This is a genomic window from Cryobacterium sp. TMT2-10 (genome assembly GCF_004403075.1).
Classification (GTDB): domain Bacteria; phylum Actinomycetota; class Actinomycetes; order Actinomycetales; family Microbacteriaceae; genus Cryobacterium; species Cryobacterium shii.
In genome coordinates this window covers 1-22,210 of record NZ_SOGW01000021.1, presented here as the reverse complement: position 1 = coordinate 22,210, position 22,210 = coordinate 1, and the positions used below count along the sequence as shown (strand labels likewise).

Genomic DNA, 22,210 nt, shown 5'->3' with positions numbered 1-22,210 from the left:
TCATTTTCATGTTTGGCCCGGAGGCCCGGAGCTGGATCGCTCGGCGGCAAGACGTACGCGCAGACCCTCGACAAGCGCTTCCATCCCCAGCACGAACGCCGCCCGGGCCCCCGCACGGTCTCGGTGTCCTGGCTCGAGTGATCGACGGAGGGCCTCGAGTTCTAACGGAACAGCATCCAGTGACAGCAACGAACTCGGTGCGATCGCGTCGAGCGCGGAACCGAGCACGAGTGCCTCAATCGTCCGCATGACAGCGACCGCGTCACCGTCGGCCCAACCGCCGCGCACAAGGGCGCTCACCACGATGTCGTACATGCGCAACGTGGAAGGATCGGTGATGGGCGTGGTGGCCAAGAGGCGAATGCAGCTCGGTCGCGCCGCAAAGGCAGACAGGTAGGACTCAGCCCAGACAATGACGGCATCGTCCCAACCTTTGACTGCGAAGACGGAGGTGTCGATTTCCTCGACGACGAGTGCCCGCATCCCTTCGATCAGATCATCCCGACCGGAGATGTGATTGTAGAGCGACGATGGCCGTCGATCCAGGTTCGCTGCGAGGCTGCGCATTGTGAGCCGTTCGGCGCCCTGCTTCTCCGCGAGTTCGAGCGCGGCAATCACAATCTGTCGTTTCGACAGCGACACAGAGCACCTCCCTGAAAACTGGTTCTTCCCCCGAGGAGTCCGAACCCATACTCTACTCAATACGAACAACGTTCGTATCGAAAAAACGCACTGCGAGAATCAAGGAGACTCACCGTGTCAGAACTGATTGCTCCCGACCCCGCCCTGACATTTTTCATCGGCGGAACCGCCTGGTTGGGTGCGGGGGTGCCCGAGGCAACCGCCGTGCTCGTGAGCGAGGGGCGTATCGCGGCCCTCGATGATGACGCCCGTGAACTGATGCACCAGAACCTGTTGTCCCCCACCCCAGCGACCTTCGAGGTCGTCGACCTCGATGGCGGCTTCCTGATGCCTTCCTTCGGAGAGGGGCACGCCCATCCGCTCTTCGGTGGTCTCGAGGAAAACGGGCCGAGCGTGCGCGCCTGCACGAGTATCGCCGAGATCGTCGCTGAGGTGCGCCGCTATGCCGAAAAGCACCCACAGAAAGAGTGGATCATCGGCGCTTCCTATGACGGATCCCTCACACCCGGCGGCTTGTTCGACGCACGATGGCTGGATGAAGCACTCTCCGACCGACCGGTCATGCTGCGCGCCTGGGACTACCACACCGTCTGGTGCAACTCGCTGGCCCTTGAACGCGCCGGCATCGACGCGAACACACCGGAACCGGAACTCGGCGAGATCCCAAGACGGGCGGACGGGAGCCCGCTCGGCATTCTGCGGGAGTGGGGGGCCATAGAACTCCTCACAACCGTCAGCCCCGGCTTCAGCTTCGACGAGCAGATCGATGCGCTCCGCCGAGCGACCAAGCACTTCGCCGAGCTGGGAGTGACGTGGGTGCAGGACGCCTGGGTTGAGCCGGCCGACGTCGTCGTCTACCTGGAGGCCGCGCGCCGCGGTGCACTGTCGACCCGGGTCAACCTCGCACTGCTCGCTGACCCGCGCCACTTTCCCGCTTCGCTTCCCGCCATGATCGAAGCACGGAGGCAGGTCGAGCTTCTGGGGCACCCCCTACTCACCGCGAACAGCGTGAAGTTCTTCGCTGACGGCGTCGTCGAGAATGAGACTGGCGCGCTGCTCGAGCCGTACTGCTCCGGCCTGCATGGGCACGGGATGCTCGTTTGGACGGCCGAACACCTCGCCGATTCAGTCACCGCAATCGACGCAGCCGGGTTCCAGGCTCATATCCACGCGATAGGAGACGCGGCCGTTCGACGTGCCTTGGACGCCATCGAGCTCGCCCGGCGTGTGAACGGGCCAGCGGATCGCCGGCCGGTGATCGCGCATGTGCAACTTGCGGCCGCGGATGACCTCCCCCGGTTCAAGGAACTCGATGTGATAGCTGTGATGCAGCCGCTCTGGGCGCAGATGGACGCTCTGATGACTGTACTCACGGTCCCTCGCTTGGGGCTCGAGCGCACGGATCGGCAGTATCAGATGCGCACTCTCGTCGAAACTGGGGCAACGCTGGCATTCGGTTCGGACTGGCCCTGCTCGTCGGCGTCTCCCCTGGAGGGCATCGGCATCGCGGTCTCCCGGGCCACGATCGACGGCGAACCGGCAGGTGGCTGGATGCCAGAGCAACGGCTCGACGCCGAAACCGCCCTCGCCGCCTACACAAGCGGCGTGGCCAGTCAAGCCGGTGCCGCGCGAACGCAGGCGCCGTGGGGCGAAATCCGCGTGGGCGCCAGCGCAGACCTGGTTTGGCTCGCCCGGGACCCCAGGACGGTTTGCCCCACCGAACTGCCATTGACCGGTATCCGTGCCACCTACCTCGCAGGTGCGCCGACGTTCCAGCGGTGAATGCCGTGGGTCGAAACAATCGCGAACACTAGAAGAAGAGAGAAGATCCATGACGACAGAGTCCACCGCTGTACCTGCCGCCTCGGCGGAAGTCGCTACCAGCCAGGGGCAACTGCGCCGGGTACTGGGAGTGCCCTCGCTTGTGCTGTTCGGCCTCGTTTACATGGTGCCACTCACCGTGTTCACCACCTACGGCATCGTCACTCAGATGACCGGCGGGCGCCTGCCGTTGGCGTATCTGATCACCTTGGTTGCGATGGTCTTCACGGCGCGTTCATACGGCCAAATGGCACGTGCGTTTCCGCTTGCCGGATCTGCGTACACCTACACTCAGCGCAGTTTCGGACCAGCGGTCGGTTTCCTGACCGGGTGGTCGCTCATGCTGGACTACTTGTTCCTGCCCATGATCAATTACGTGGTTATCGGGATCTACTTGAATGCGGCCGTTCCGAGCGTTCCTGCTTGGACCTTCGTGCTGGCTTCGATCGCACTCGTGACCATTCTCAACATCGTTGGGATCGCGTCCGTAGCCCGCGCGAACGTGGTCGTCATCGCCGTGCAGGCGATCTTCATCGTCGCCTTCGTGGGTGTGGCGGCGGCAACCATCGGGCGCGGAACGAGCGTCGATTTGCTCGCACCCTTCGTCGGGAACGGTACGGCTCCCGGATTCGGGCCGTTGGCCGCCGGTGCTGCTGTACTCTGCCTATCGTTTCTGGGTTTCGACTCCGTCTCCACGCTTGCCGAGGAGACCCGCGATCCGAAGAAGAGCCTGCCCCGCGCAATCATGATCATCACCCTCATTGCTGGAGTGACTTTCATCGGGTTGGCATATGTGAGCCACCTCATCCTGCCGAGCCACGCCTTTACCAGCGTGGACTCCGCAGCTCTTGACGTGGTCGCCCAGGCAGGCGGTGCGTTCCTTTCGACCTTGTTCCTCGCCGCTTATATCGCCGGTGCGGCTGGTTCCGCCCTGACTTCGCAGGCCTCTGTCGCCCGCATTCTCTTCGCTATGGGACGAGATGGTGTCCTCCCGTCGCGGATCTTCGGTCGACTCAGCGCGCGCTTCGACACACCTGTGCTTTCGATCTTGACAGTTTCAATCGTGTCGCTGCTTGCCGTGGTGATCGACCTCGGGCTCTTGGCCGAGATGATCAGCTTTGGCGCACTCATCGCTTTCAGCGCGGTCAACCTGTCGGTGATAAAGCACCACTTCTTCGGCCTGAGGAAGCGAGGAGGGCTGCAAACGCTCAATTACCTATTCGTTCCGGCCATCGGCGTTGTGCTCACGTTCTGGCTCTGGACCAGCCTGTCGCCGCGCGCGCTCGTCGTGGGCCTCGTTTGGCTGGCCGTGGGCTTTGTGTACCTGCTCGTCTTGACCCGCGGCTTCCGCCGGCCTACCCCCATGCTCGATCTGAAGGAGTAACCAGGGCGAGGCGCTCTGAGAGCGTGCGCCAAGGCGAAGAGTGGGCACCGGACACCAACCGGCACGCCCCTCAAATTGAGCCCCGAGGGGGGCTCCCTCGAGCGGGCAAGGGTCTCGTTTGCGAAACTGCGAACGGGCTGCTGCTCGGCCAAAGGTCCCCGCCCAGCCACGCTAAGGAGCGTGGCTGGGCCAGGTATCGGCTTGAGGTTGCAGGTCGCACTCGGGCGCGCCGCGTACCGCACCCCCAGCGGGACGTGACCGGGCAGCCAAGCCCGTCATGGCTCGACCCGGTGGCCGTGACCTGGCGCGTCTGGCCGTCCCAGTCACGGAAGCGGGTCCATGCCCGGTAGTGACCCGTGCCGACCTCGGCCGTTTTGATGGCGCCAAACGTACTTGTCGGCAGTCGCGGCCGGCCGGCCATCAGCGAGCTCCCTAACCGGTTCTCACGCTGCCTGAGGGCTCATGAAGATCGTCCAACCAGCAGAGGACGTCAGAGACGCGGTACCGGATTTCCCAACCGACACGAAGGCCGGACGGGCCCCGCCCGTCGGTGCGCAGATCGTAGATGGCCTGCACTTGCACCCCCAGATAATCAGCGAGCTCGCTGGTCGTGAGCAGGAGCTCGAGACCCAGTAGGGAAAGACGTTCGGTGTTCATGACCCGTAGGTGTTCCAGGCCAACCCAGATGGGCCGATACGCGTCGTGCGCCGCGCCGGCGGAGTCCCCCGTCCAACGGGTCTCGATGAATATTCGTTGAATAAGCGTTAAGCGCATCAAGTCTCTGTCCTGTCTGCTTGGACAAGAAACCTTGGTCAATCGATGTTTCAGTGTAGGGCGGCTGGGACTTGAACCCAGGACCGACGGATTATGAGTCCGCTGCTCTAACCAGCTGAGCTACCGCCCCGATGACCGCGACTACTCGCGAGTGGCTTACTCGGGAGTGTGCGCGGACGTTTCTGAGATGACCCGATCGGTCACCGGCTCCCCACGATACAGGCACTCGAAAGTGTTGAGGGTGCGATTGATGTCGTGGGCTTCGATGAGTCTGAGCGACTCGTGCTTGAGGGCGTCCAGGTTCTCCGGCGTCGCCGTCAGAACAGTGGTCAGCTTGTCGGCGAGGTCTTGCGAGTTGCCGGGTTCGAACAGGAAGCCGTTCTCACCGTCATGCACGAGGTGCGGGAGCGCCATGGCATTGGCAGCTACGACCGGCAAACCGGAGGCCATGGCTTCCATCGTCGCAATGCTCTGCAATTCTGCAATCGACGGCATGGCGAACACGGTCGACCGGGTATACGCGTCGCGCAGCTCGGCATCCGTCACATAGCCGGTGAAGGTGACGCGGGCCCGGATGCCCAGCGTCTGGGCCAGGTGCTCCAGGTTGCGCTTTTGGTCGCCGCCGCCGACGATCTCGACCTGCACGTTCAGGTCGGGCGAGAGCAGGGCGACGGCCTGCAGCAGTACGTCGATCTGCTTCTCACCGGTCACGCGCCCGACGAACAGAATGCGGTTCCCGGTGCGGGGTTCAAAGTTGGGCGAATAGTTGTGGGCGTTGATGCCGCAGGAGATCGCCAGCACGCCCTCGAGGCCGGTGTAGCGCTCCAGAAACTGGGCTGCCCGCTGGGTCGGGGTTGTGACGGCCTCCGCGCGGCCGAAGGTGCGCCGCGCCGCCCGCCAGGCGCCCTTGATCAATCGCTCGTGCAGCCCCTTGGGCAGAAGGGTGAACTCGAGCATGTTCTCGGGCATGAAGTGGTTGGTGCCGATGATGCGGATGCCCCGCTTCTTCGCCTCGATCGTGACCCCGCGGCCCACGATGATGTGCGACTGGAAGTGCACCACGTCGGGCTTGAAGGAGTCGAGGATGCGGCGGCTGTCGCGTCGGACGAACCAAGGCAGGGCGAATCGAAGCCAGTCGTGCGGATACCAGCGCCAGCTCTGCAGGCGGTGCACGACCATCTGCTGGCCTTCATGCGTCTCGGTGAAGGTGCCGTACTTGCGTGACGGAGCCGGCGCCATGATCTGCACCTCGTGCCCGCGGGCCACCATGCCGGCAGCGAGCCGCTCGGCGAATTTGGCCGCGCCGTTCACGTCGGGAGCGAAGGTGTCCGCGGCGATCAATACCCGAATCGGCTTCTTCGACACCGGGGCAACCCGGTGCGACTCGCTCGAAAAATCGGTCGATTCTGACAAAAGACACTGTCCCAACGTAGGTGTGCCGGAGGCCATCATCCGGCGAAGAGTTCCTGTTTTCGACGGCGCGTACGCTGACGAGGTCTTCTAGCACCCTATTCTAATCGGCTTCAGTCCGTGGCAAGGGGGTGATAGCGCGCCAGCAGGAAGACCCCACCGATCGCAACGACGCCCGCCAGGATGAAAGCGGCGGATGCCCAGGCCGGGGCCTGCTCCACCTCACCGAGCACGACGATGCCGATACCGACGGCAATCAGCGGATCAATCACGGTCAACCCGGCGATGACCAGGTCCGGGGGGCCGGACGCGTAGGCGGTCTGCACGAAATAGGCTCCCAGGGCGGCGGCCAGCAGCAGCCCGGCCACGCAGGCGAGCGTCAGCCATTCGAAGTTTCCGTTCTGGGTTCGGTTGATGATCACCTTCGCCAGGGTGGCGACAAAACCATAGAGCACCCCGGCGCCGATGATGTAGAAAATGGCCTTGAACCGGGTGCGCAGGAACACGAATGCGGCGCCGAATAGCGCCAGCACCACGCCGAGCACGACCAGAATGGTGAGCAGGTTCGCGTCGGTGACGGGCTTGTCCACCGCGGTGAAGGCCGCCACGGTGACGAACAGGCCGACCCCGCCCACGCACATCGCGATGGCGATTTTCGACGCCCGGTTGACCGGAACACGGGTGACCCGGGCGTTGAGGATCGACGTGATCACCAGGGCGACGGCGCCCAACGGCTGCACCATGATGATCGGGGCGAAGGCCAGACTGGAGAGCTGGAAGACGATGGCGAGCCCCAGCATCAGCGTGCCGAACACCCAGGAGGGCCGGCTGAGCAGAAGCATCAGCTGCCGAGGATTGAGCCCGCCCGTTATCTCTGCGGTCTTCGCCTCTACCTTGGTGACGCCGCGGTGCTGGAACTGCGCCCCGAGCGACAGGAACACCGCTCCAACGAGGGCCAGCGGGATGCCGATCGCCTGACGCGGGTCGATCGTGACAGCCAAGTCAGTCAGGTCGGGAGTCACTCAATGACCTTATCCAGAACGAGCCCGATATCCTTGCTGAATGGCCGTACGCTCGATAGTTATTTCAGGAGATCCCGTTCTCCACTCCCCCGCACGCCCCGTCGTGAATTTCGGAGATGATCTGCACGAACTGGTGCAGGACATGTTCGAGACGATGGACGCCGCCCCCGGTGTCGGCCTGGCCGCACCCCAGGTCGGCGTGCCCCTGCGGCTCTTCACCTACAACTACCCCGACGACGAGGACGGCGACCGCCTGTGGCGTGGCGTGGCCATCAACCCGGAATTGTGGATCACGCCCGTTCCGGCCGGAGAGGCCGACGAGGACGAGGACGTCGAGGGGTGCCTGTCCTTCCCCGGCGAGCGATTCCCGCTGCTGCGCTCCCCCGCCGCGATCCTGACGGCGGTGGACCTGGACCAAAAACCGTTCGAGATCCGGGCCGACGGATGGCTCGCGCGCATCTTCCAGCATGAGTACGACCACCTCGATGGCACGCTGTACGTCGACCGGCTCGAGCACTTCTATGCCAAAATCGCGGCCAAAGTGGAACGCAAACGCGGCTGGGGCATCCCCGGGCAAGCCTGGCTGCCCGGCGTGGACAACCTCGAGGACTGAACCGACGAGTGCCCTGCCGACCGGTTGACCGGTTGAGCAGGGGACCCCTCGTCAGCGAGCGAGGTTGACGCCGTGGATGCCGTTGTGGAAACGCAGCGACGGGAACACCGCCGACACGGTGAAGCCGACTCCGGGCACGCTGCCGGCGTCGAATACGCCGCCGAACAGTTCGGCGCGTTCGCGCATCTGGGTGATTCCCGCCCCGGTAACGCTCTCGCTCAGCGCTTTCAGGTCGTCATCGATCGTGTACTTTGTGCGCGCCGCGAAATCGGCTTCATCCGTGCTTTCCCGCCGGGCCGCCGCACGGATGCCGTCGTCGGCCACCACGAGTTGCAGTCCATCTCGGCTCCAGGTGAAGGAGATGCGGGCTTCCGTGCCACGGCCGCCGTGGCTGAGGGTGTTGGCCAGGGCACCCTGCAGGATGCGGAAGATGGCCAGTTCGGCGCCCGGCTTGAGCGGGAATCGCTCCCCGGACTCGGTGAAGACCACGGAGAGGCCGGCGTCGCACATGACCCGGAAGAGGTCGCGCGTGGACTGCAACCCGGGCTGCGTTGTCGCGATGGCTTCGCCGTCCCGAACGATCGTGAGAACCCGGCGCATGTCGGCCAGGGCCACGCGGCCCTCGTCGACCAGGGTCGTGGCGACACGCACGGCGCTCGACGGGTCGCTCTCCGCCGTGTACCGGGCCGCCTCGGCCCGCGTGATCAGGCGGGAGACCGAGAGAACGGCGACGTCCTGGAGTTCGCGGATGATGCCGAGCCGGCCCTGCTGTTCGGCGAGGGAGAGTTCCAGGTCGATGCGCATCCGTTCGGCGGCCGACCGGTCGAACACGACTCGCCGCCAGGAGCGCCGAGCGCGCAGCCACAGGGCGAGGAGCACGACCGTGAGCACAGCCAGCAGGATGTCCACACTGAGGGAAACGTTCACGTATGCCGCCTTTTCTGCCGCCCACTTCGAACAAAAAAGGCCACCAGGGGTGGAGCCCTTGGTGGCCTTTAGCTCCCCGACTTGGACTCGAACCAAGAACCTGCGCATTAACAGTGCGCTGCTCTGCCAATTGAGCTATCGAGGAATGCTTTTTACAACTCTGTTACTTTATCAAATGTTGGCCGTGTGCAAAATCGAGGCCCGCCTTCAGTAGCCGACCCGAGGGTCGACGACCCCGACAAATCGGCCATCTTCAAGGAATGCGCGCACATTGAGGCGGATCCGCTCGGCGAGCAGCGGTGCCGTCATCTCGGGCGTGTCAGCCGTGTGCGGGGTGATCAGGCAGCGCGGTTCGTGCCATAGCGGGTGTCCGTCCGGCAACGGCTCCGGGTCGGTGACGTCGAGGGCCGCCCCGGCGATTCCCCCGGAGGCCAGGGCCGCCGTGAGCGCATCCGTGTGGACGAGCGGTCCCCGGGCGACGTTCACCAGGACCGCCTCCGGCCGCATCAACTCGAATTCGCGCTCTCCGATCAGGTGCCGGGTGCCCTCGGTGAGCGCCGCGGCGATGAAGACCACGTCGGCGGTCTGCAGAACCTCGTGCAGGGCTTCGGTCGGCACAGTCCGGGCCGCACCGGGCACCGGCAGCGGGCTGCGACGCACGACCGTGATGGAGGTGTCGAAGGGGGCGAGCAGGCGAATCAGTTCCAGGGCGATTCCGCCAGCGCCGACGATGACCACGGAGCGGCCGTAGAGCGAGCGCCCTTCCGGCACCGTGCTCCAGGTTGTTGCGCGAGCGCGCTTCGGAAGCACGCGGAGCAGGGCCAGACCGAGGGCGAGGGCATGCTCGGCGACGGGCTGCGCGTAGGCGCCCTTGGCGCTGGTCCAGAGCAGGCCCGGCCGGCCGAGCCCGGCCAGCACGCCGCTGAACGCGTCCACGCCCGCCCAGGGCAGTTGCACCCAGCCGATCATCGGGTGCGCGTCCAGGGTGGCGCGCAGTTCGTCGGCGCGCCCGTAATCCAGCCAGATCAGCCCCCGCGTGTCCGGGGAGAGGGCCGTGACCGTTCCCCCGGCAGATCGCACGGCAGCCGTGAAGGCGCCCTCGGACTCGGGCAGGATCGTGATCGGGCCGCGTTCCGGCCACCGGTCCCGCGGCAGAGGAGCCACGGCGGCCGTGAGCACGGCCCGGTGCTGGGCGAGTTCAGGACTGCGTGACATGGGCACCGTCCTCGTCCGCGCCGGGTTCGCTCTCGGTGGTTTCGTCACCGGTAAGCGCATCGGCCAGGCCCGCGACATACGGATGCCACGGGTCGTCGAACACCTCGTCGATGGTGCCGAGCCCGACCAGGACTCCTTGGTGGAGCACGCCGATCCGGTTCGCCACCCGGCGCAGCACCTTGAGGTCCGAGCTGATCACCAGGGCGGAGAAGGCACGTTCCCGCTGCAGTTCGCCGATCAGATCGGTCACCGCGTCCCGCACCGTGGCGTCCACGCCCGCGGTCGGCTCGTCGGCGATCAGGAGCGACGGGCCGAACACGAGCGCCCGGGCGAGGGCAACCCGCTGGCGCTGCCCGTTGCTCAGCTCGTAAGGGTACTGGGTGAGCACGGTCAGCGGCAGGCGGACGGCGTCGATCATGGTCGCCACCCGGGCCTCGAGCGCACGGCGGTTGTAGCGCCGGTCCCGGTCCAGGATCGGCTCGGCCACGATCTCCGCCACGGTCAGGGTGGACGGCAGGGTGTCGGCGGCGTCCTGGGCGAGGTAGCCCACCCCGAAGGTGAGCCGGGCCAATTTGCGACGACGGATGCCGCGCAGCCGGTAGCCGAGAACACCGGCCTCTCCCCCGGTGATCTGCGGTCTCACCGTTCCGGCAGCCGGGCCGAACGCGGCCCCCGACAGCACCCGCGCGAGGGTGCTCTTGCCGGATCCGCTCTCCCCCAGCAGACCGAGAACCTCGCCGGGCTCGATCCGCAGGGTGAGGCCGTGCACCGCCACGAAGGCTCCGCTGGCACCGTGTGGCGGGTATTCGATGGTCAGGTCACTGGTCGAGATCGGGTGTGTCGGTGCCGTGCCGCGAGTCATGGTTTCTATCCTGCCGCACGCAGTCGGCGGAGCCCCTCCCGTCGGACGGCCTGTTCGGCCGGGTCGGGTACGGGCAGGGAGGCGAGGAGCCGCTGGGTGTACGGGTCTTTCGGCGCACCCAGCACCTGGGCGCTGGTCCCCTCCTCGACCAGTTTGCCCTGATAGAGCACCGCGATCCGGTCGGCGACGAGGTCGACGACGGCGAGGTCGTGGCTGATGAACAGCGACGCGAATCCGAATTCCCGCTGCAGCTCCGCGAAGAGCTCCAGCACGCGCGCTTGCACCGACACGTCGAGGGCGCTGGTGGGTTCGTCCGCGATGAGCAGGGCCGGTTCCAGGGCCAGCGCACGGGCGAGGCTGGCCCGTTGCCGCTGGCCGCCGCTGAGTTCGTGCGGGTAGCGGTCCCCGTACGCCCGGGGCAGCTGCACGGCCTCGAGGAGTTCGTTCACCCGGGCCCGGGCTGCCGCGGGAGTCTTCGCCCGACCGTGCACCACCAGCGGTTCCGCGACGCATTCGGCGATCGTCAGCAACGGGTTGAAGCTCGATGCGGGGTCCTGGAAGACGAAACCGATGTCCTTGCGGAATTTCTTGAACGCCCGCTCCTTAAAGCCGTTCATCTCGTGACCCAGCACGGTGAGTGACCCGCCGGTCACCCGGGTCAGGCCGGCGATGGCCCGCCCTGTGGTGGTCTTGCCGGAGCCGCTCTCGCCCACCAGCCCGAGCACCTCGCCCGGCCGGATCAGGAAACTCACCCCGTCCACGGCGGTGAAGCCGCCTCGGCCGAGGCGCCCGGGGTACTCGATCCGGAGGTTGTCGGCGACGACGACCGGGGCCTGCTGCGCCCATCCGCGCTCCCGCGCCGTGGCCCGCGCAGCGGCGTGCGCGACGCCCTGGCCGACGTGGGGCACGGCGGCGAGAAGCTTCTTCGTGTAGTCGTCCTGCGGCGAGGTGAACAGGGTCTGGGCGTCGGCCTCCTCCACCACCTTGCCCTGGTACATCACGGCGACGCGGTCCGCCAGGTCGGCGACGACACCCATGTTGTGCGTGATCAGCACGATGGCGGTGCCGAACTCGTCGCGGCAGCGGCGCAGCAGGTCGAGAATCTCCGCCTGCACGGTTACGTCGAGGGCCGTGGTCGGCTCGTCGGCGACGATCAGGCCCGGGTCGAGCACGAGGGCCATGGCGATGACGACGCGCTGCTTCTGCCCGCCGGAGAACTGATGCGGGAAGTAGTTGACGCGGATCTCCGGGTCGGGAATGCCGACCCGGCCGAGAATCTCGATCGCCTTCTGCTTCGCCTCCTTCCGGCTGAACTCACCGTGGGCGCGGATGCCCTCGGCGATCTGCCAGCCGACGGTGTACACCGGGTTGAGTGCGGTGGACGGCTCCTGGAACACCATCGACACGTCCGTGCCGCGAACCTGGCGCAACTGGGACGTGCTGAGCGAGATCACGTTGTTCTCACTCGAACCGTCCTTGCTGCTGAGGATGACCGCCCCGGAGGCGGTCGCCGTCTCCGGCAGCAGCCCGAGGATCGTCTTGGCCGTGACGGTCTTGCCGCTGCCGCTCTCGCCGACGATGGCGAGGACCTCGCCCGGCGCCACCCGCAGGCTCACACCGTCGACGGCCCTGACGGCGCCGGCGTCGGTCGCGAAGGAGATGCCCAGGTCGGTGATGGTGAGCACATCGGTCATGGTCTGTCCTCGAGTCCGTCGGAAGGATGGGTGGCTTGGTCTTCGAGACCGTCGAGCCCGCCGGGCCCGGCGGTGAGCACACCGCCGGGAACGACGGAGGTCTCCGCGACGACGCCGGCCGCCTGCGCGACCGCCCGTCGTCCGCGCAGCCGGGGATCGGCGAGGTCGTTGAGGCTCTCGCCCACCAGTGTGATGCCGAGCACGACGAGCACGATCGCGAGGCCAGGGAAGAGCGAAGTCCACCAGATTCCGCTGGTGACGTCGGAGACCGCCTTGTTGAGGTCGAAACCCCATTCGGAGGCGGCGGTCGGTTCGATGCCGAAGCCGAGGAAGCCGAGACCGGCGAGGGTCAGGATGGCCTCCGACGAGTTCAGGGTGAAAATCAGCGGGAGGGTGCGGGTCGCATTGCGCAGCACGTGCCGGAACATGATCCGGCCGTTGCTGGCGCCGAGCACGCGGGCGGACTCGACATAGGCTTCCGCCTTGATCCGCACCGTCTCGGCCCTGATCACCCGGAAGTACTGCGGGATGAACACCACGGTGATCGAGATCGCGGCCGCGAGGATGCCGCCGATCAGGTTCGATTTGCCGCCGGAGATGACGATGGACATCACGATGGCGAGCAGCAGGGACGGGAAGGCGTATACGGCGTCGGACACGACGACGAGGATGCGGTCGAGCCAGCCGCCGAAGTAGCCGGAAAACAGCCCGAGCAGCACCCCGGCGAAGATGGACAGGATCACGGCGACGATGATCACGAACAGGGCCGTCTGCGCGCCCCAGATCACCCGGGACAGCACGTCGTAACCGCCCGCCGTGGTGCCGAGGAGATGCGCTTCGCCCGGGGGCTGCTGCGCGCCGAACGCGCCGTCGGCGTCGCGGAGCTGGCTGAAACCGAACGGGGCGATCACGGGAGCGAAGATGGCTGTCAGCACGAACACGGCCGTGATGACCAGGCCGGCCAAGAGCATCCCGCGCTGCAGCCCGATGCTCTGGCGCAGCTGGTGCACGATGGGTAGGCGGGTCCACCGGCCGGGCTTCCGCACGGCGGGCGGGTTCTGGGCAGCGGTCACGGTCAGTACCTCACCCTCGGGTCGATCAGCGCGGCGATGATATCGACGATGAAGTTGGACAGGGCGACGATCACGGCGAGTAGGGCGACGATTCCCTGCACGGCCACGAAGTCACGCGCCTTGAGGAATTCGGAGAGCATGAAGCCCAGGCCCTTCCATTCGAAGGTGGTCTCGGTCAGCACCGCGCCGCCGAGGAGCAGGGCGATCTGCAGGCCGATCACGGTGATGATGGGGATCAGTGCGGGCCGGTAGGCGTGCTTGCGCACCAGCCGGAACTCGCTCACCCCGCGTGAGCGGGCAGCGTCGACGTAGTCGCTGCCGAGGGTGCCGATGACGTTGGTGCGCACGAGCCGGAGGAATACCCCGGCCGTGAGGAGCCCGAGCGCGAGCGACGGGAGCACGGCGTGGGAGAGCACGTCACCGAGCACCTGCGGGTTGCCGGTCATCAGGGCGTCGATGGTGTACAGCCCGGTCTTGTTGGGCAGCAACTGCATCTGCAGTTCGGCGCTGGTCGAGGCGCGCCCGGCCACGGGCAGCACCTGCAGCCAGACGGCGAAGACGAGCTTGAACAGGAGGCCGGAGAAGAAGACCGGGGTGGCGTAGCAGAGGATGGCGAAGACGCGCAGGAACGCGTCAGTGGGCTTGTCCCGGAAGTAGGCGGCGACCATTCCGAGCGGGATCCCGATGATGAACGCGACCAGGAGCGAGTAGAACACCAGCTCGAAGGTGGCGAGCCCGTAGGTCATCAGCACCTCCGAGACGGGGCGGTTGGTGCTGATCGTGGTGCCGAAGTTGCCGGTGAAGATCTGGCCGAGGTACTCCACGTACTGCACCAGGATCGGGCGGTCATAGCCGGCCGCGTGGATGCGCTCTGCCAGCTGATCGGGCCCGAGGCGACCGCCCAGGGCCGCCGTGATCGGGTCGCCGGTGAGGCGCATCAGCCAGAAGACCATGGAGACGAGGATGAACATCGTGGGGATGATCAGCAGGAAGCGGATCAGGACGTACCGGCCGATCCCACCGCCGGACGAAGTTCGTTTCTTGGGTCCGGCGGCCCGAGGGGCCGTGGGACGCATGCTCACAGTGGTCATGCCTGCCTAACGCTGGAAAAATGAGAGGGGCACCCAGCAATGAAATTGCTGGGTGCCCCCGGATTTCAAATTAGAGAAACTCTAGCCGGTCGGGACTCAGCCCTTTTTCAGCGCAGCGTAGCGGAACTTGAACGACGCGTCGAGGGTGTCGCTGGTGCCGGTCACGTCGGTGCCGGTGACGGCCACCTGGGCGCCCTGCAGCAGCGGCACGGTCGACAGCTGGGCGGCGACCTTGTCCTGGATGTCCTCGATCAGCTTGGTGCGCTCCGCGGGGACGGCCGTGACGGCCTGCTTCAAAATCAAAGCGTCGACCTCAGGGTCGCTGTAGTGGTTCTTCAGGAAGCCACCCTCGAGGAAGAACGGGGTCAGGTAGTTGTCGGCGTCGGAGTAGTCCGGGAACCAACCGAGCTGGTACACGGGGTACACATCGGTCGTGCGGTCCTTGGCGTACTGAACCCACTCGGTGGTCTGCAGGTTGACCGTGAACAGGCCGGAGGCTTCCAGCTGGTCCTTGACCAGGGCGTACTCGTCGCCCGAGGAGGGACCGTAGTGGTCGTTGCTGTACTGCAGGTTCAGCACGACCGGGCCGGTCACGCCGGCCGCGGCGAGGGTCGCCTTCGCCTTGTCGCGGTCCGGGGCGCCCTTGCCGTCGCCGTAGAGGCCCTTGAGGGACTCGGTGGCACCGGTCAGGCCGGCGGGCACGTAGGAGTACACGGGCGTGTAGGTGCCCTTGTAGACCTGCTTGGCGATTTCCTCGCGGTCGACGAGGTCGGCAACCGCCTGGCGCACGGCGAGAGCCTTGGCCGGGTCTGCCTCGGGGGTCTTGGCACCGAACGGCTGGGTGTCGAAGTTGAAGACGACGTAGCGGAGCTCGCCGCCGGGACCGTCAACGACCTTGACCTTGTCGTTGCCGCGGAGGTCTTCGATGTCCGTGGCCGAGAGGCTGCGGAACGCGACGTCGATGTTGCCCTGCTGAACGTCGAGCTTGAGGTTGGAGGCGTCGGCGTAGTACTTGACGTTGACGACATCCGTCTTCGCCGGGCCGAGGAGTCCCGCGTAGTCCTTGTTGGCCTTGTAACCGACCAGGTTGTTGAAATCGTAGCTGGTGATGACGTACTGGCCGGCAAAGGCGTTCGCCTTGACGATGTCGTTGTCGGAGGTGAGCGCGGTGGCGGAGAAGGAATCCTCGTCGACGATCGGGCCGGCCGGGCTGGACAGGATCTGCGGGAAGATCTGGTCGTCGGCCTGCTTGAGCGTGAAGACGACGGTGGTGTCGTCAGGCGCTGCCACGCTGGCGAGGTTGTAGAGCAGCGACGACGGGCCGTTGTCGTCCGCGATCGCCAGCTGGCGGTCGAAGGTGAACTTCACGTCGGAGGACGTGAGGTCGTTTCCGTTGGCCCACTTCAGGTCGGGCTTGAGCGTGACCGTGTACTCGGTCGGGCTCGTGAACTCGGCTTTGGTGGCGATGTCGGGCTCGACGTCGGGGCTGCCGTACGGCGTGTTCATCAGGAATGGGAAGACCTGGTTCTGCACCGAGAACGAGCCGTTGTCGTAGGAGCCGGCGGGGTCGAGCGTCGTGACCTTGTCGGTCGTGCCGATCGTGATGGAGCCGCCGCCGCTGGTGCTCTTATCGGTCGACCCGCCTGCGGAGCAGCTCGCGAGGGTCAGCGCGGCGACAGCGACGACTGCCGCGGCGCTGATGCCTTTCGCGCGTGAAGTGGATGGGAATGCCATAGCCGTGAGCCTCTTCCTCTAGAAATCCGATGCGGGGCGCGGGGCCGTAACGCACACGCCTGCATTGCTGTAGGAAAAGAATTAGCACAGAAGGCCCGATTACCAGCCGGTTCACGGAGCATCTTTACCGAGCTGCAACGTGCAGCGCCCGGCTTTCGGGGCCGCCGGGGCTCGGGCCTCACTCCTCGCGGAGGTTGCGCTTCTCGGCTTCGACCCGCACCAGTTCACGCTGGATCGCCACGTAGACCTCTCGGTTGGAGGCATCCGCCCGCTGGAGGCGCCCGAGCAGCTCGGCCTTCTGTCGCAGCAGGTCGCGGTCGACCAGGGCGACCGTGACATCGCGCACGTACCGGGCCACCGCCCCCTCGGAGCGCTCCGGCAGAGACGCCATGGCCAGGTCCTTGACCAGGTTTTCCAGCGGGGCCGGAACCTCGGTGACGACCCGGTCCAGCCAGTCCGATGCGGCGTGGTGCGTCAGGCTGGCGGCGATGGCGTCGCGCACGACGGCCAGGGACTGGTTCGAGAACGTGGTCTGCACGGCGCGCTGGAGCAGTTCCAGCCCGACCACGGTCGGGCGCTGGAGCATGGCCATCAGGCCGTCGCGTTCCAGCCGGGTGACCGGATCGGTGGCGAGGTCGACCATGGAGAAGGGCTGCTCCCGCGGCGCGTCGTCCCGGCCGGCGTGCCGGGCGGTGTCCTCCCCGGACCCGGAGGACCGTGAGCGGGTCAGGGCCGCGGAGACGGCCTTGCCGACCTCGCCGAGCTCCATCCCGAGCATGCGGGCCAGTTCGTGGGTGTACCCGGGGCGCAGGGCAGGGTCGCGGATGTCGCTGACGATCGGCGCCGCGGAGCGGAGCGCGGCCACCCGTCCCTCCACGGTGTCGAGGTTGTACTGGCCGAGCAGCTGCCGGATCATGAACTCGAACATGGGCTTCTTCGAGTCGATCAGCCGGCGCACGGCGTCGTCGCCGCGGTGCAGGCGCAGGTCGCAGGGGTCCAGTCCCTCCGGACCGACCGCCACGAAGGTCTGGGCGGTGAAACGCTGCTCCTCGCTGAAGGCGCGCATGGCCGCCTTCTGGCCGGCGGCATCCGGGTCGAACGTGAACACGACCTCGCCGACCCCGCTGTCGTCGCCGAGAACGCGGCGCAGCACCTTGATGTGGTCGACACCGAAGGAGGTGCCGCAGGTGGCCACGGCGGTGGTGACCCCGGCCAGGTGGCACGCCATCACATCCGTGTACCCCTCGACGACGACGACCTGGTGCCCACGCGAAATGTCCCGTTTGGCGAGGTCGAGCCCGTAGAGCACCTGGGCTTTGTGGTAGATCGGTGTCTCGGGCGTGTTGAGGTACTTGGGGCCCTTGTCGTCGTCGAGCAGTTTGCGGGCGCCGAAGCCGATGGTCTGCCCGGTGATGTCACGGATCGGCCAGACCAGGCGACCGCGGAACCGGTCGTAGACGCCGCTCGCTCCTTCACGGCTGGAGACCAGCCCGGAGAGCGTGAGCTCCTCGGTGGTGAACCCCTTGGCCCGGAGGTGGTTGGTGAGTTCGTCCCAGCTCTTCGGGGCGAAACCCACGCCGAAGCGGGCGGCCGCCAGGGCGTCGAAGCCGCGTTCACCGAGGAAGGTGCGCCCGACGGCGGCGCCCGCACTGCCGAGCCGCTCGACGAAGAAGTCGGCGGCCGCTTGGTTGGCCGCGTACAGCCGGGCCCGGTTGGTGTGGTCGGGCGCCTCGCCCGCGCCGCCCTCGTAGTGCAGCTCGATGCCGACGCGCCCGGCGAGGCGTTCGACGGCCTCGCTGAAGCTGACGTGGTCCATCTTCTGCAGGAACGAGTAGACATCGCCGCTCTCGCCGCAGCCGAAGCAGTGGTAGAACCCCACCTGGGGGCGGACATGGAAGCTGGGGCTGCGCTCGTCGTGGAACGGGCAGAGGCCTTTCATCGACCCGACCCCGGCTGACTTGAGGCTCACATAGTCGCTGACGATGTCGGCGATGTTGGTGCGGGCTTTGACCTCTTCGATGTCGTCTTGTCGAATCAGGCCTGCCATAGCTGAATGCTAGTCCTGCCCGGGTCGGTGTTCGTTACGGTGCACCGGTTTGTGGAGATACGGTGTGTGGAGTTACGGATGGGCCGGGCTCAGTTCTGCACGAGGCGTTCGTACCAGGCCAGCGCGGACTGGTCGGTGAGGCTGGCCACCTGGTCCACGACCACGCGCTTGCGGGCGGCATCGTCGGAGGCGGCGCGCCAGTCCTCGGTGAATCCGGCGTCGAGGTGCTCGTCGCCCGAGGTGTACAGGCGTTCGGCCAGCAGGCCAAGCACTTTACGCTGCTGGGTGTAGATCGGCTGCCGGGTGTTGTTGGACATGACGAACGCGGCAACGACGCCCTTGAGTACGGCGATCTCGGCCTGGATCTCCCGCGGCACCACGACGTGGGCCCCGAACCGGAGCAGGCTGTCCATCGGGTAGGACTGCCGGGTGGCGTGCACGGCGGCACCGGAGAAGCGGCCGATCAGCTGGCTGGTGAGGGTCTTCAGTCGTCCCTGGTCGCGGCGGCCCGCCGTCCAGGTGCGCAGCCAGGAGTCCATCGCCCCGATCCGGTCGTAGGCCTGGGCGAGCTCCTCGTGTGACACGGCGCCGCCGATCCAGGCGTGCATCGACGGGACGAGTTCGGCGCTGGCCTGGCCGTTGAGGGCGGCGACGTCGACGTAGCCGTTGACCACGGCATCCTCGAAATCGTGCACGGAGTAGGCGATGTCGTCCGAGAGGTCCATCACCTGCGCCTCGATGCAGAGGCGCCGGTCCGGCGCGGCGGCGCGCATCCACTCGAAGGCGGCCCGGTCGTCCTGGTAGAAACCGAATTTGGCGCGCCCGCTCGGGTCGGCCACCGAGGACTCGTCCGGCCACGGGTACTTGCAGCTGGCGTCGAGGCTGGCCCGGGTGAGATTGAGCCCGTAACTGCGGCCGTCGGCCCCGAACACCTTGGGTTCGAGGCGGGTGAGCAGGCGCAGGGTCTGCGCGTTGCCCTCGAAGCCGCCGATGTCGGCGGACCAGTCGTTCAGCGCACGCTCGCCGTTGTGGCCGAACGGCGGATGCCCGATGTCGTGCGCGAGGCACGCGGTGTCGACGATGTCGGGGTCGAGTCCGAGCCGCAGGGCGAGCTCCCGGCCGACCTGGGCCACCTCGAGGGAATGGGTGAGCCGGTTCCGGGCGAAGTCGAGGCCAGCGGTGGGGCTGAGCACCTGGGTCTTGGCGGCGAGCCGCCGCAGCGCGCTGGAATGCAGCAGCCTGGCCCGGTCGCGCGCGAAATCGCTGCGCCTGGACCCGTGCTGCTCCGGCAGCCAGCGCTGTTCGTCGTGGGTGCTGTACCCGGTCTCGTTAGCCACCGCTTGTGTCCCCTTCGCCCTCGGTCAGGTTGGCGCGTTCGGCGCCTTCGATCTCCTGGGAGTCGAGCCAGTGTTCGGGGAGGGCGGTCCTCTTCGGGCTGCCCGCGCGTCCGCGTGGGCCCTCGGCACCCGCGCCCGGGTATTCCTGCTCCCCGTCGAGCGTGCCGAGCAGGTCGTCGAGCTGCGCGAGCGAGACCACTGACGCGAGGCTGGCCCGAAGGTCGCCGCCGACCGGGTAACCCTTGAAGTACCAGGCCACATGCTTGCGGATGTCGCGGCAGGCCCGCTCTTCGCTCTCGAAGAATTCGGTGAGCAGTTCGGCGTGGCGGCGGAACGTGTCCGCGACCTGGCCGAGGCGGGGCTGGATCCGGGCGGTGGCCAGGTCGCCGCGGAAGGCCGCGGCCAGGTCGCCGAACAGCCACGGGCGGCCCAGGCAGCCGCGTCCGACGACGACTCCGTCGCATCCGGTCTCGGCCACCATGCGCAGGGCGTCCTCGGCGGACCAGATGTCGCCGTTGCCGAGGATCGGGACGCTGGTGACGGTGTTCTTGAGCGTGGTGATGGCCGACCAGTCGGCCTGGCCGGAGTAGTGCTCGGCCGCCGTGCGGGCGTGCAGTGCGATGGCGGCGACGCCGGCGCCTTCGGCCGCCTTGCCGGCCTCCAGGTACGTGAGGTGGTCGGAGTCGATGCCCTTGCGCATCTTGATCGTGACCGGCACGGAGCCGCCGGCGGTCACCGCGGCCTCGACGATCTGCCGGAACAGCCCGAGCTTCCAGGGCAGTGCGGCGCCACCGCCCTTGCGGGTGACCTTGGGCACGGGACAGCCGAAGTTCAGGTCGATGTGGTCGGCGCGGTCCTCCGCGACGAGCATGGTGACCGCCTCGGAGACGGTTTTCGGGTCAACCCCGTAGAGCTGGATCGAGCGGGTGGTTTCGCTCTCGTGGTGCCGGATCAGGCGCATCGATTCCGGGGTGCGCTCGACCAGCGCGCGGGAGGTGATCATCTCGCTGACGTAGAGGCCCGCACCGAACTCGCGGCAGAGCCGGCGGAACGCGGTGTTGGTGATGCCGGCCATCGGGGCGAGCACGACGGGCACGTCGAGCGTGAGCGGGCCGATCTGGAGCGGCTTCGCCGGACCGATCGTGGTTGCAGGTATCATCCGTTCAATTCTCACAGACGCCAGGATGGCTGGTGACCGCCCCCAAGCTGGCCTCTCCCCGCCCGCCGAGCCGTGAGTTCCGCCACTGTTTTGGCGCAAAACACGAGTAAAACTCACGGCTCGGCGGGGTGAGGAGTCAGGCTCCGCAGCAGCCGTCGGCGCCGCAGCAGGCGCCGGACTCGGACTGGCCGAGCAGTTCGATCGTGGGAACCGGCGCGGCCTCGGTGGGGACGGCCGGGGTGGAGACGGCCTCGGTGGGGACGGCCGGGGTGGTGGTCACATCGGTCATTTGTTCTTCTCCTCGATTTTTTCGGACTGAGCCTGGCCGAGAGCCTGCGCAAAGGTATCAGGCTCCTGCGCACCGGAGATGCCGTATTTTCCGTCGATCACGAAGAAGGGCACCCCCTGGATGCCGTAGGCGGCGGCCTGAGCGACGTCGGCCTTGACCGCCGCCAGGAACTCGTGCGCGGTCAGGGAGCGCACGACGTCGTCCCGGTCCAGACCGATCTCGGCGGCCAGGTCGGCCAGGTCCTCGATCCGGCCCACGTGCCGGCCGTCGACAAAGTAGGCCTTGAGCAGGCGTTCCTTCATCTCGAGCTGGCGGCCCTGGGCTTTGGCGTAGTGCAGCAGCTCGTGCGAGATGACGGTGTTCGTCTGGTGCACGGAGTCGTAGTCGTAGTGCAGACCGACGCTCTGGGCGATCCCGGTGACCCGCTCGAGCATCTGCTCGACGTCGGCGAGGGGCAGGCCCTTGCGCTGGCTGAGGTAGTCGACGGGGCTGCCGTCGAAATCGACCGGGGTATCCGGCGCGAGTTCGTAGCTGTGGTACTCGACCTCGACCTCGCCGTCGAACAGGGCCGCCCCGGCCTCGAATTTGCGCTTGCCGATGTAGCACCAGGGGCACTGCACATCGGACCAGATGTCTACTTTGATGGTTTCACTCACTGTGGCGGTAACCGTCGGCGCCCGCGTTGTATTCCCGGCCCGGTCCCGGTGTGCGCCAGCCNTACTTAGTTATGTTGGGGCTCGTTGTCGGCAGTGGGGACAGTATCCGAGATAGACGGCGAGGACTCGTTGGAGTTCTCTGAGGATGCCGTAGAGGCTCAGCCTGCCCCAACCGCTTTTGGGCGGGTCAGCCGCAGCTGGGTGATGAAGAGGTGGGCGGCGGTCACGAGAGTCATGTGGTGGTGCCATCCGGCGTAGGTGCGGCCTTCGAAGTGCGCGAGGCCGAGGCCTGTTTTCAGTTCGCGGTAGTCGTGCTCGATGCGCCACCTGATTTTGGCCAGGCGGACGAGTTCTTTCAGGGGGGTCGTGTCCGGCAGGGTGGAGAGCCAGTAATCGGTCGGGGCCGGCGCCCCGGTGGGCCATTCGGCGAGGAGCCACTCCACGGGAAGGGAGCCGTCGT

General features: G+C 66.8%; 20 protein-coding genes and 2 tRNA genes. 3 read left to right on the top strand and 19 right to left on the bottom strand.

What is annotated here, in order from left to right; translation table 11 throughout:
- Positions 1–6 precede the first annotated feature (6 nt).
- Complete coding sequence (locus E3T37_RS01880) at positions 7–642, bottom strand: TetR/AcrR family transcriptional regulator (RefSeq protein WP_134365157.1); 636 nt, start codon at positions 640–642, stop codon at positions 7–9.
- Positions 643–756: 114 nt separating this feature from the next.
- On the opposite strand from E3T37_RS01880, the gene E3T37_RS01875 reads away from it, so the two are divergent.
- Positions 757–2,424: an amidohydrolase gene (locus E3T37_RS01875; RefSeq protein WP_241976124.1), complete on the top strand. Its 1,668-nt coding sequence runs from the start codon at positions 757–759 to the stop codon at positions 2,422–2,424.
- A 49-nt stretch (positions 2,425–2,473) separates the two neighbouring features.
- Positions 2,474–3,847, top strand: coding sequence for an APC family permease (locus tag E3T37_RS01870; protein WP_134365156.1), 1,374 nt, complete (start codon positions 2,474–2,476; stop codon positions 3,845–3,847).
- A gap of 432 nt (positions 3,848–4,279) precedes the next feature.
- Here E3T37_RS01870 and E3T37_RS17760 read toward each other — a convergent pair whose 3' ends face one another.
- The 4 genes from E3T37_RS17760 to E3T37_RS01850 form a co-directional block, all read right to left on the bottom strand.
- Positions 4,280–4,504, bottom strand: a complete 225-nt coding sequence (locus tag E3T37_RS17760) for a helix-turn-helix domain-containing protein (RefSeq protein WP_160140992.1) — start codon at positions 4,502–4,504, stop codon at positions 4,280–4,282.
- Positions 4,505–4,677: 173 nt separating this feature from the next.
- Positions 4,678–4,751, bottom strand: a tRNA-Ile gene (locus E3T37_RS01860).
- A 26-nt stretch (positions 4,752–4,777) separates the two neighbouring features.
- Complete coding sequence (locus E3T37_RS01855) at positions 4,778–5,986, bottom strand: glycosyltransferase (RefSeq protein ID WP_241976125.1); 1,209 nt, start codon at positions 5,984–5,986, stop codon at positions 4,778–4,780.
- 158 nt (positions 5,987–6,144) lie between these two features.
- Complete coding sequence (locus E3T37_RS01850; protein WP_134365154.1) at positions 6,145–7,053, bottom strand: DMT family transporter; 909 nt, start codon at positions 7,051–7,053, stop codon at positions 6,145–6,147.
- A gap of 40 nt (positions 7,054–7,093) precedes the next feature.
- On the opposite strand from E3T37_RS01850, the gene def reads away from it, so the two are divergent.
- Positions 7,094–7,666, top strand: a complete 573-nt coding sequence (gene def / locus E3T37_RS01845; RefSeq protein ID WP_134365153.1) for a peptide deformylase — start codon at positions 7,094–7,096, stop codon at positions 7,664–7,666.
- A gap of 51 nt (positions 7,667–7,717) precedes the next feature.
- Here def and E3T37_RS01840 read toward each other — a convergent pair whose 3' ends face one another.
- The 14 genes from E3T37_RS01840 to E3T37_RS01780 form a co-directional block, all read right to left on the bottom strand.
- On the bottom strand, positions 7,718–8,593 hold the full coding sequence (locus tag E3T37_RS01840; protein WP_134365152.1) for a sensor histidine kinase: 876 nt from the start codon (positions 8,591–8,593) through the stop codon (positions 7,718–7,720).
- Positions 8,594–8,665: 72 nt separating this feature from the next.
- Positions 8,666–8,738: transfer RNA gene (locus E3T37_RS01835), tRNA-Asn, on the bottom strand.
- 62 nt (positions 8,739–8,800) lie between these two features.
- Positions 8,801–9,808, bottom strand: coding sequence for a D-isomer specific 2-hydroxyacid dehydrogenase family protein (locus E3T37_RS01830; RefSeq protein ID WP_134365151.1), 1,008 nt, complete (start codon positions 9,806–9,808; stop codon positions 8,801–8,803).
- The gene (locus E3T37_RS01825) at positions 9,792–10,670 is read right to left on the bottom strand and encodes an ATP-binding cassette domain-containing protein (protein WP_134365150.1); all 879 of its coding nucleotides are present in this window, start codon (positions 10,668–10,670) and stop codon (positions 9,792–9,794) included. Before E3T37_RS01825 ends, E3T37_RS01830 begins: the two co-directional genes overlap by 17 nt.
- A 5-nt stretch (positions 10,671–10,675) precedes the next feature.
- A complete protein-coding gene (locus tag E3T37_RS01820; protein WP_134365149.1) occupies positions 10,676–12,364 on the bottom strand; it encodes an ABC transporter ATP-binding protein in 1,689 nt (562 codons plus the stop codon).
- On the bottom strand, positions 12,361–13,437 hold the full coding sequence (locus E3T37_RS01815) for an ABC transporter permease (protein ID WP_241976127.1): 1,077 nt from the start codon (positions 13,435–13,437) through the stop codon (positions 12,361–12,363). Before E3T37_RS01815 ends, E3T37_RS01820 begins: the two co-directional genes overlap by 4 nt.
- A 2-nt stretch (positions 13,438–13,439) precedes the next feature.
- Positions 13,440–14,528 carry an ABC transporter permease gene (locus tag E3T37_RS01810; protein WP_134365148.1) on the bottom strand — a complete coding sequence of 363 codons (1,089 nt, stop codon included), beginning with the start codon at positions 14,526–14,528 and terminating at the stop codon, positions 13,440–13,442.
- A 96-nt stretch (positions 14,529–14,624) separates the two neighbouring features.
- The gene (locus E3T37_RS01805; RefSeq protein ID WP_134365147.1) at positions 14,625–16,262 is read right to left on the bottom strand and encodes an ABC transporter substrate-binding protein; all 1,638 of its coding nucleotides are present in this window, start codon (positions 16,260–16,262) and stop codon (positions 14,625–14,627) included.
- Between the two features lie 178 nt (positions 16,263–16,440).
- Positions 16,441–18,309, bottom strand: a complete 1,869-nt coding sequence (gene dnaG, locus E3T37_RS01800; protein WP_134365146.1) for a DNA primase — start codon at positions 18,307–18,309, stop codon at positions 16,441–16,443.
- 89 nt (positions 18,310–18,398) lie between these two features.
- Entirely contained in the window at positions 18,399–19,646 is a 1,248-nt protein-coding gene (locus E3T37_RS01795) for a deoxyguanosinetriphosphate triphosphohydrolase (RefSeq protein WP_134365145.1), read from the bottom strand.
- Positions 19,639–20,805 (bottom strand): tRNA dihydrouridine synthase DusB, encoded by a 1,167-nt coding sequence (dusB, locus tag E3T37_RS01790; RefSeq protein ID WP_134365144.1) that lies wholly within the window; start codon positions 20,803–20,805, stop codon positions 19,639–19,641. The genes E3T37_RS01795 and dusB overlap by 8 nt, the downstream gene beginning before the upstream one ends.
- A 136-nt stretch (positions 20,806–20,941) precedes the next feature.
- Positions 20,942–21,094: a hypothetical protein gene (locus tag E3T37_RS16665; protein ID WP_160140991.1), complete on the bottom strand. Its 153-nt coding sequence runs from the start codon at positions 21,092–21,094 to the stop codon at positions 20,942–20,944.
- Complete coding sequence (locus E3T37_RS01785) at positions 21,091–21,750, bottom strand: DsbA family protein (protein WP_134365143.1); 660 nt, start codon at positions 21,748–21,750, stop codon at positions 21,091–21,093. Before E3T37_RS01785 ends, E3T37_RS16665 begins: the two co-directional genes overlap by 4 nt.
- Positions 21,751–21,908: 158 nt before the next feature.
- The coding region (locus E3T37_RS01780; RefSeq protein WP_166806060.1) for a transposase at positions 21,909–22,210 on the bottom strand (302 nt) is incomplete at its 5' end.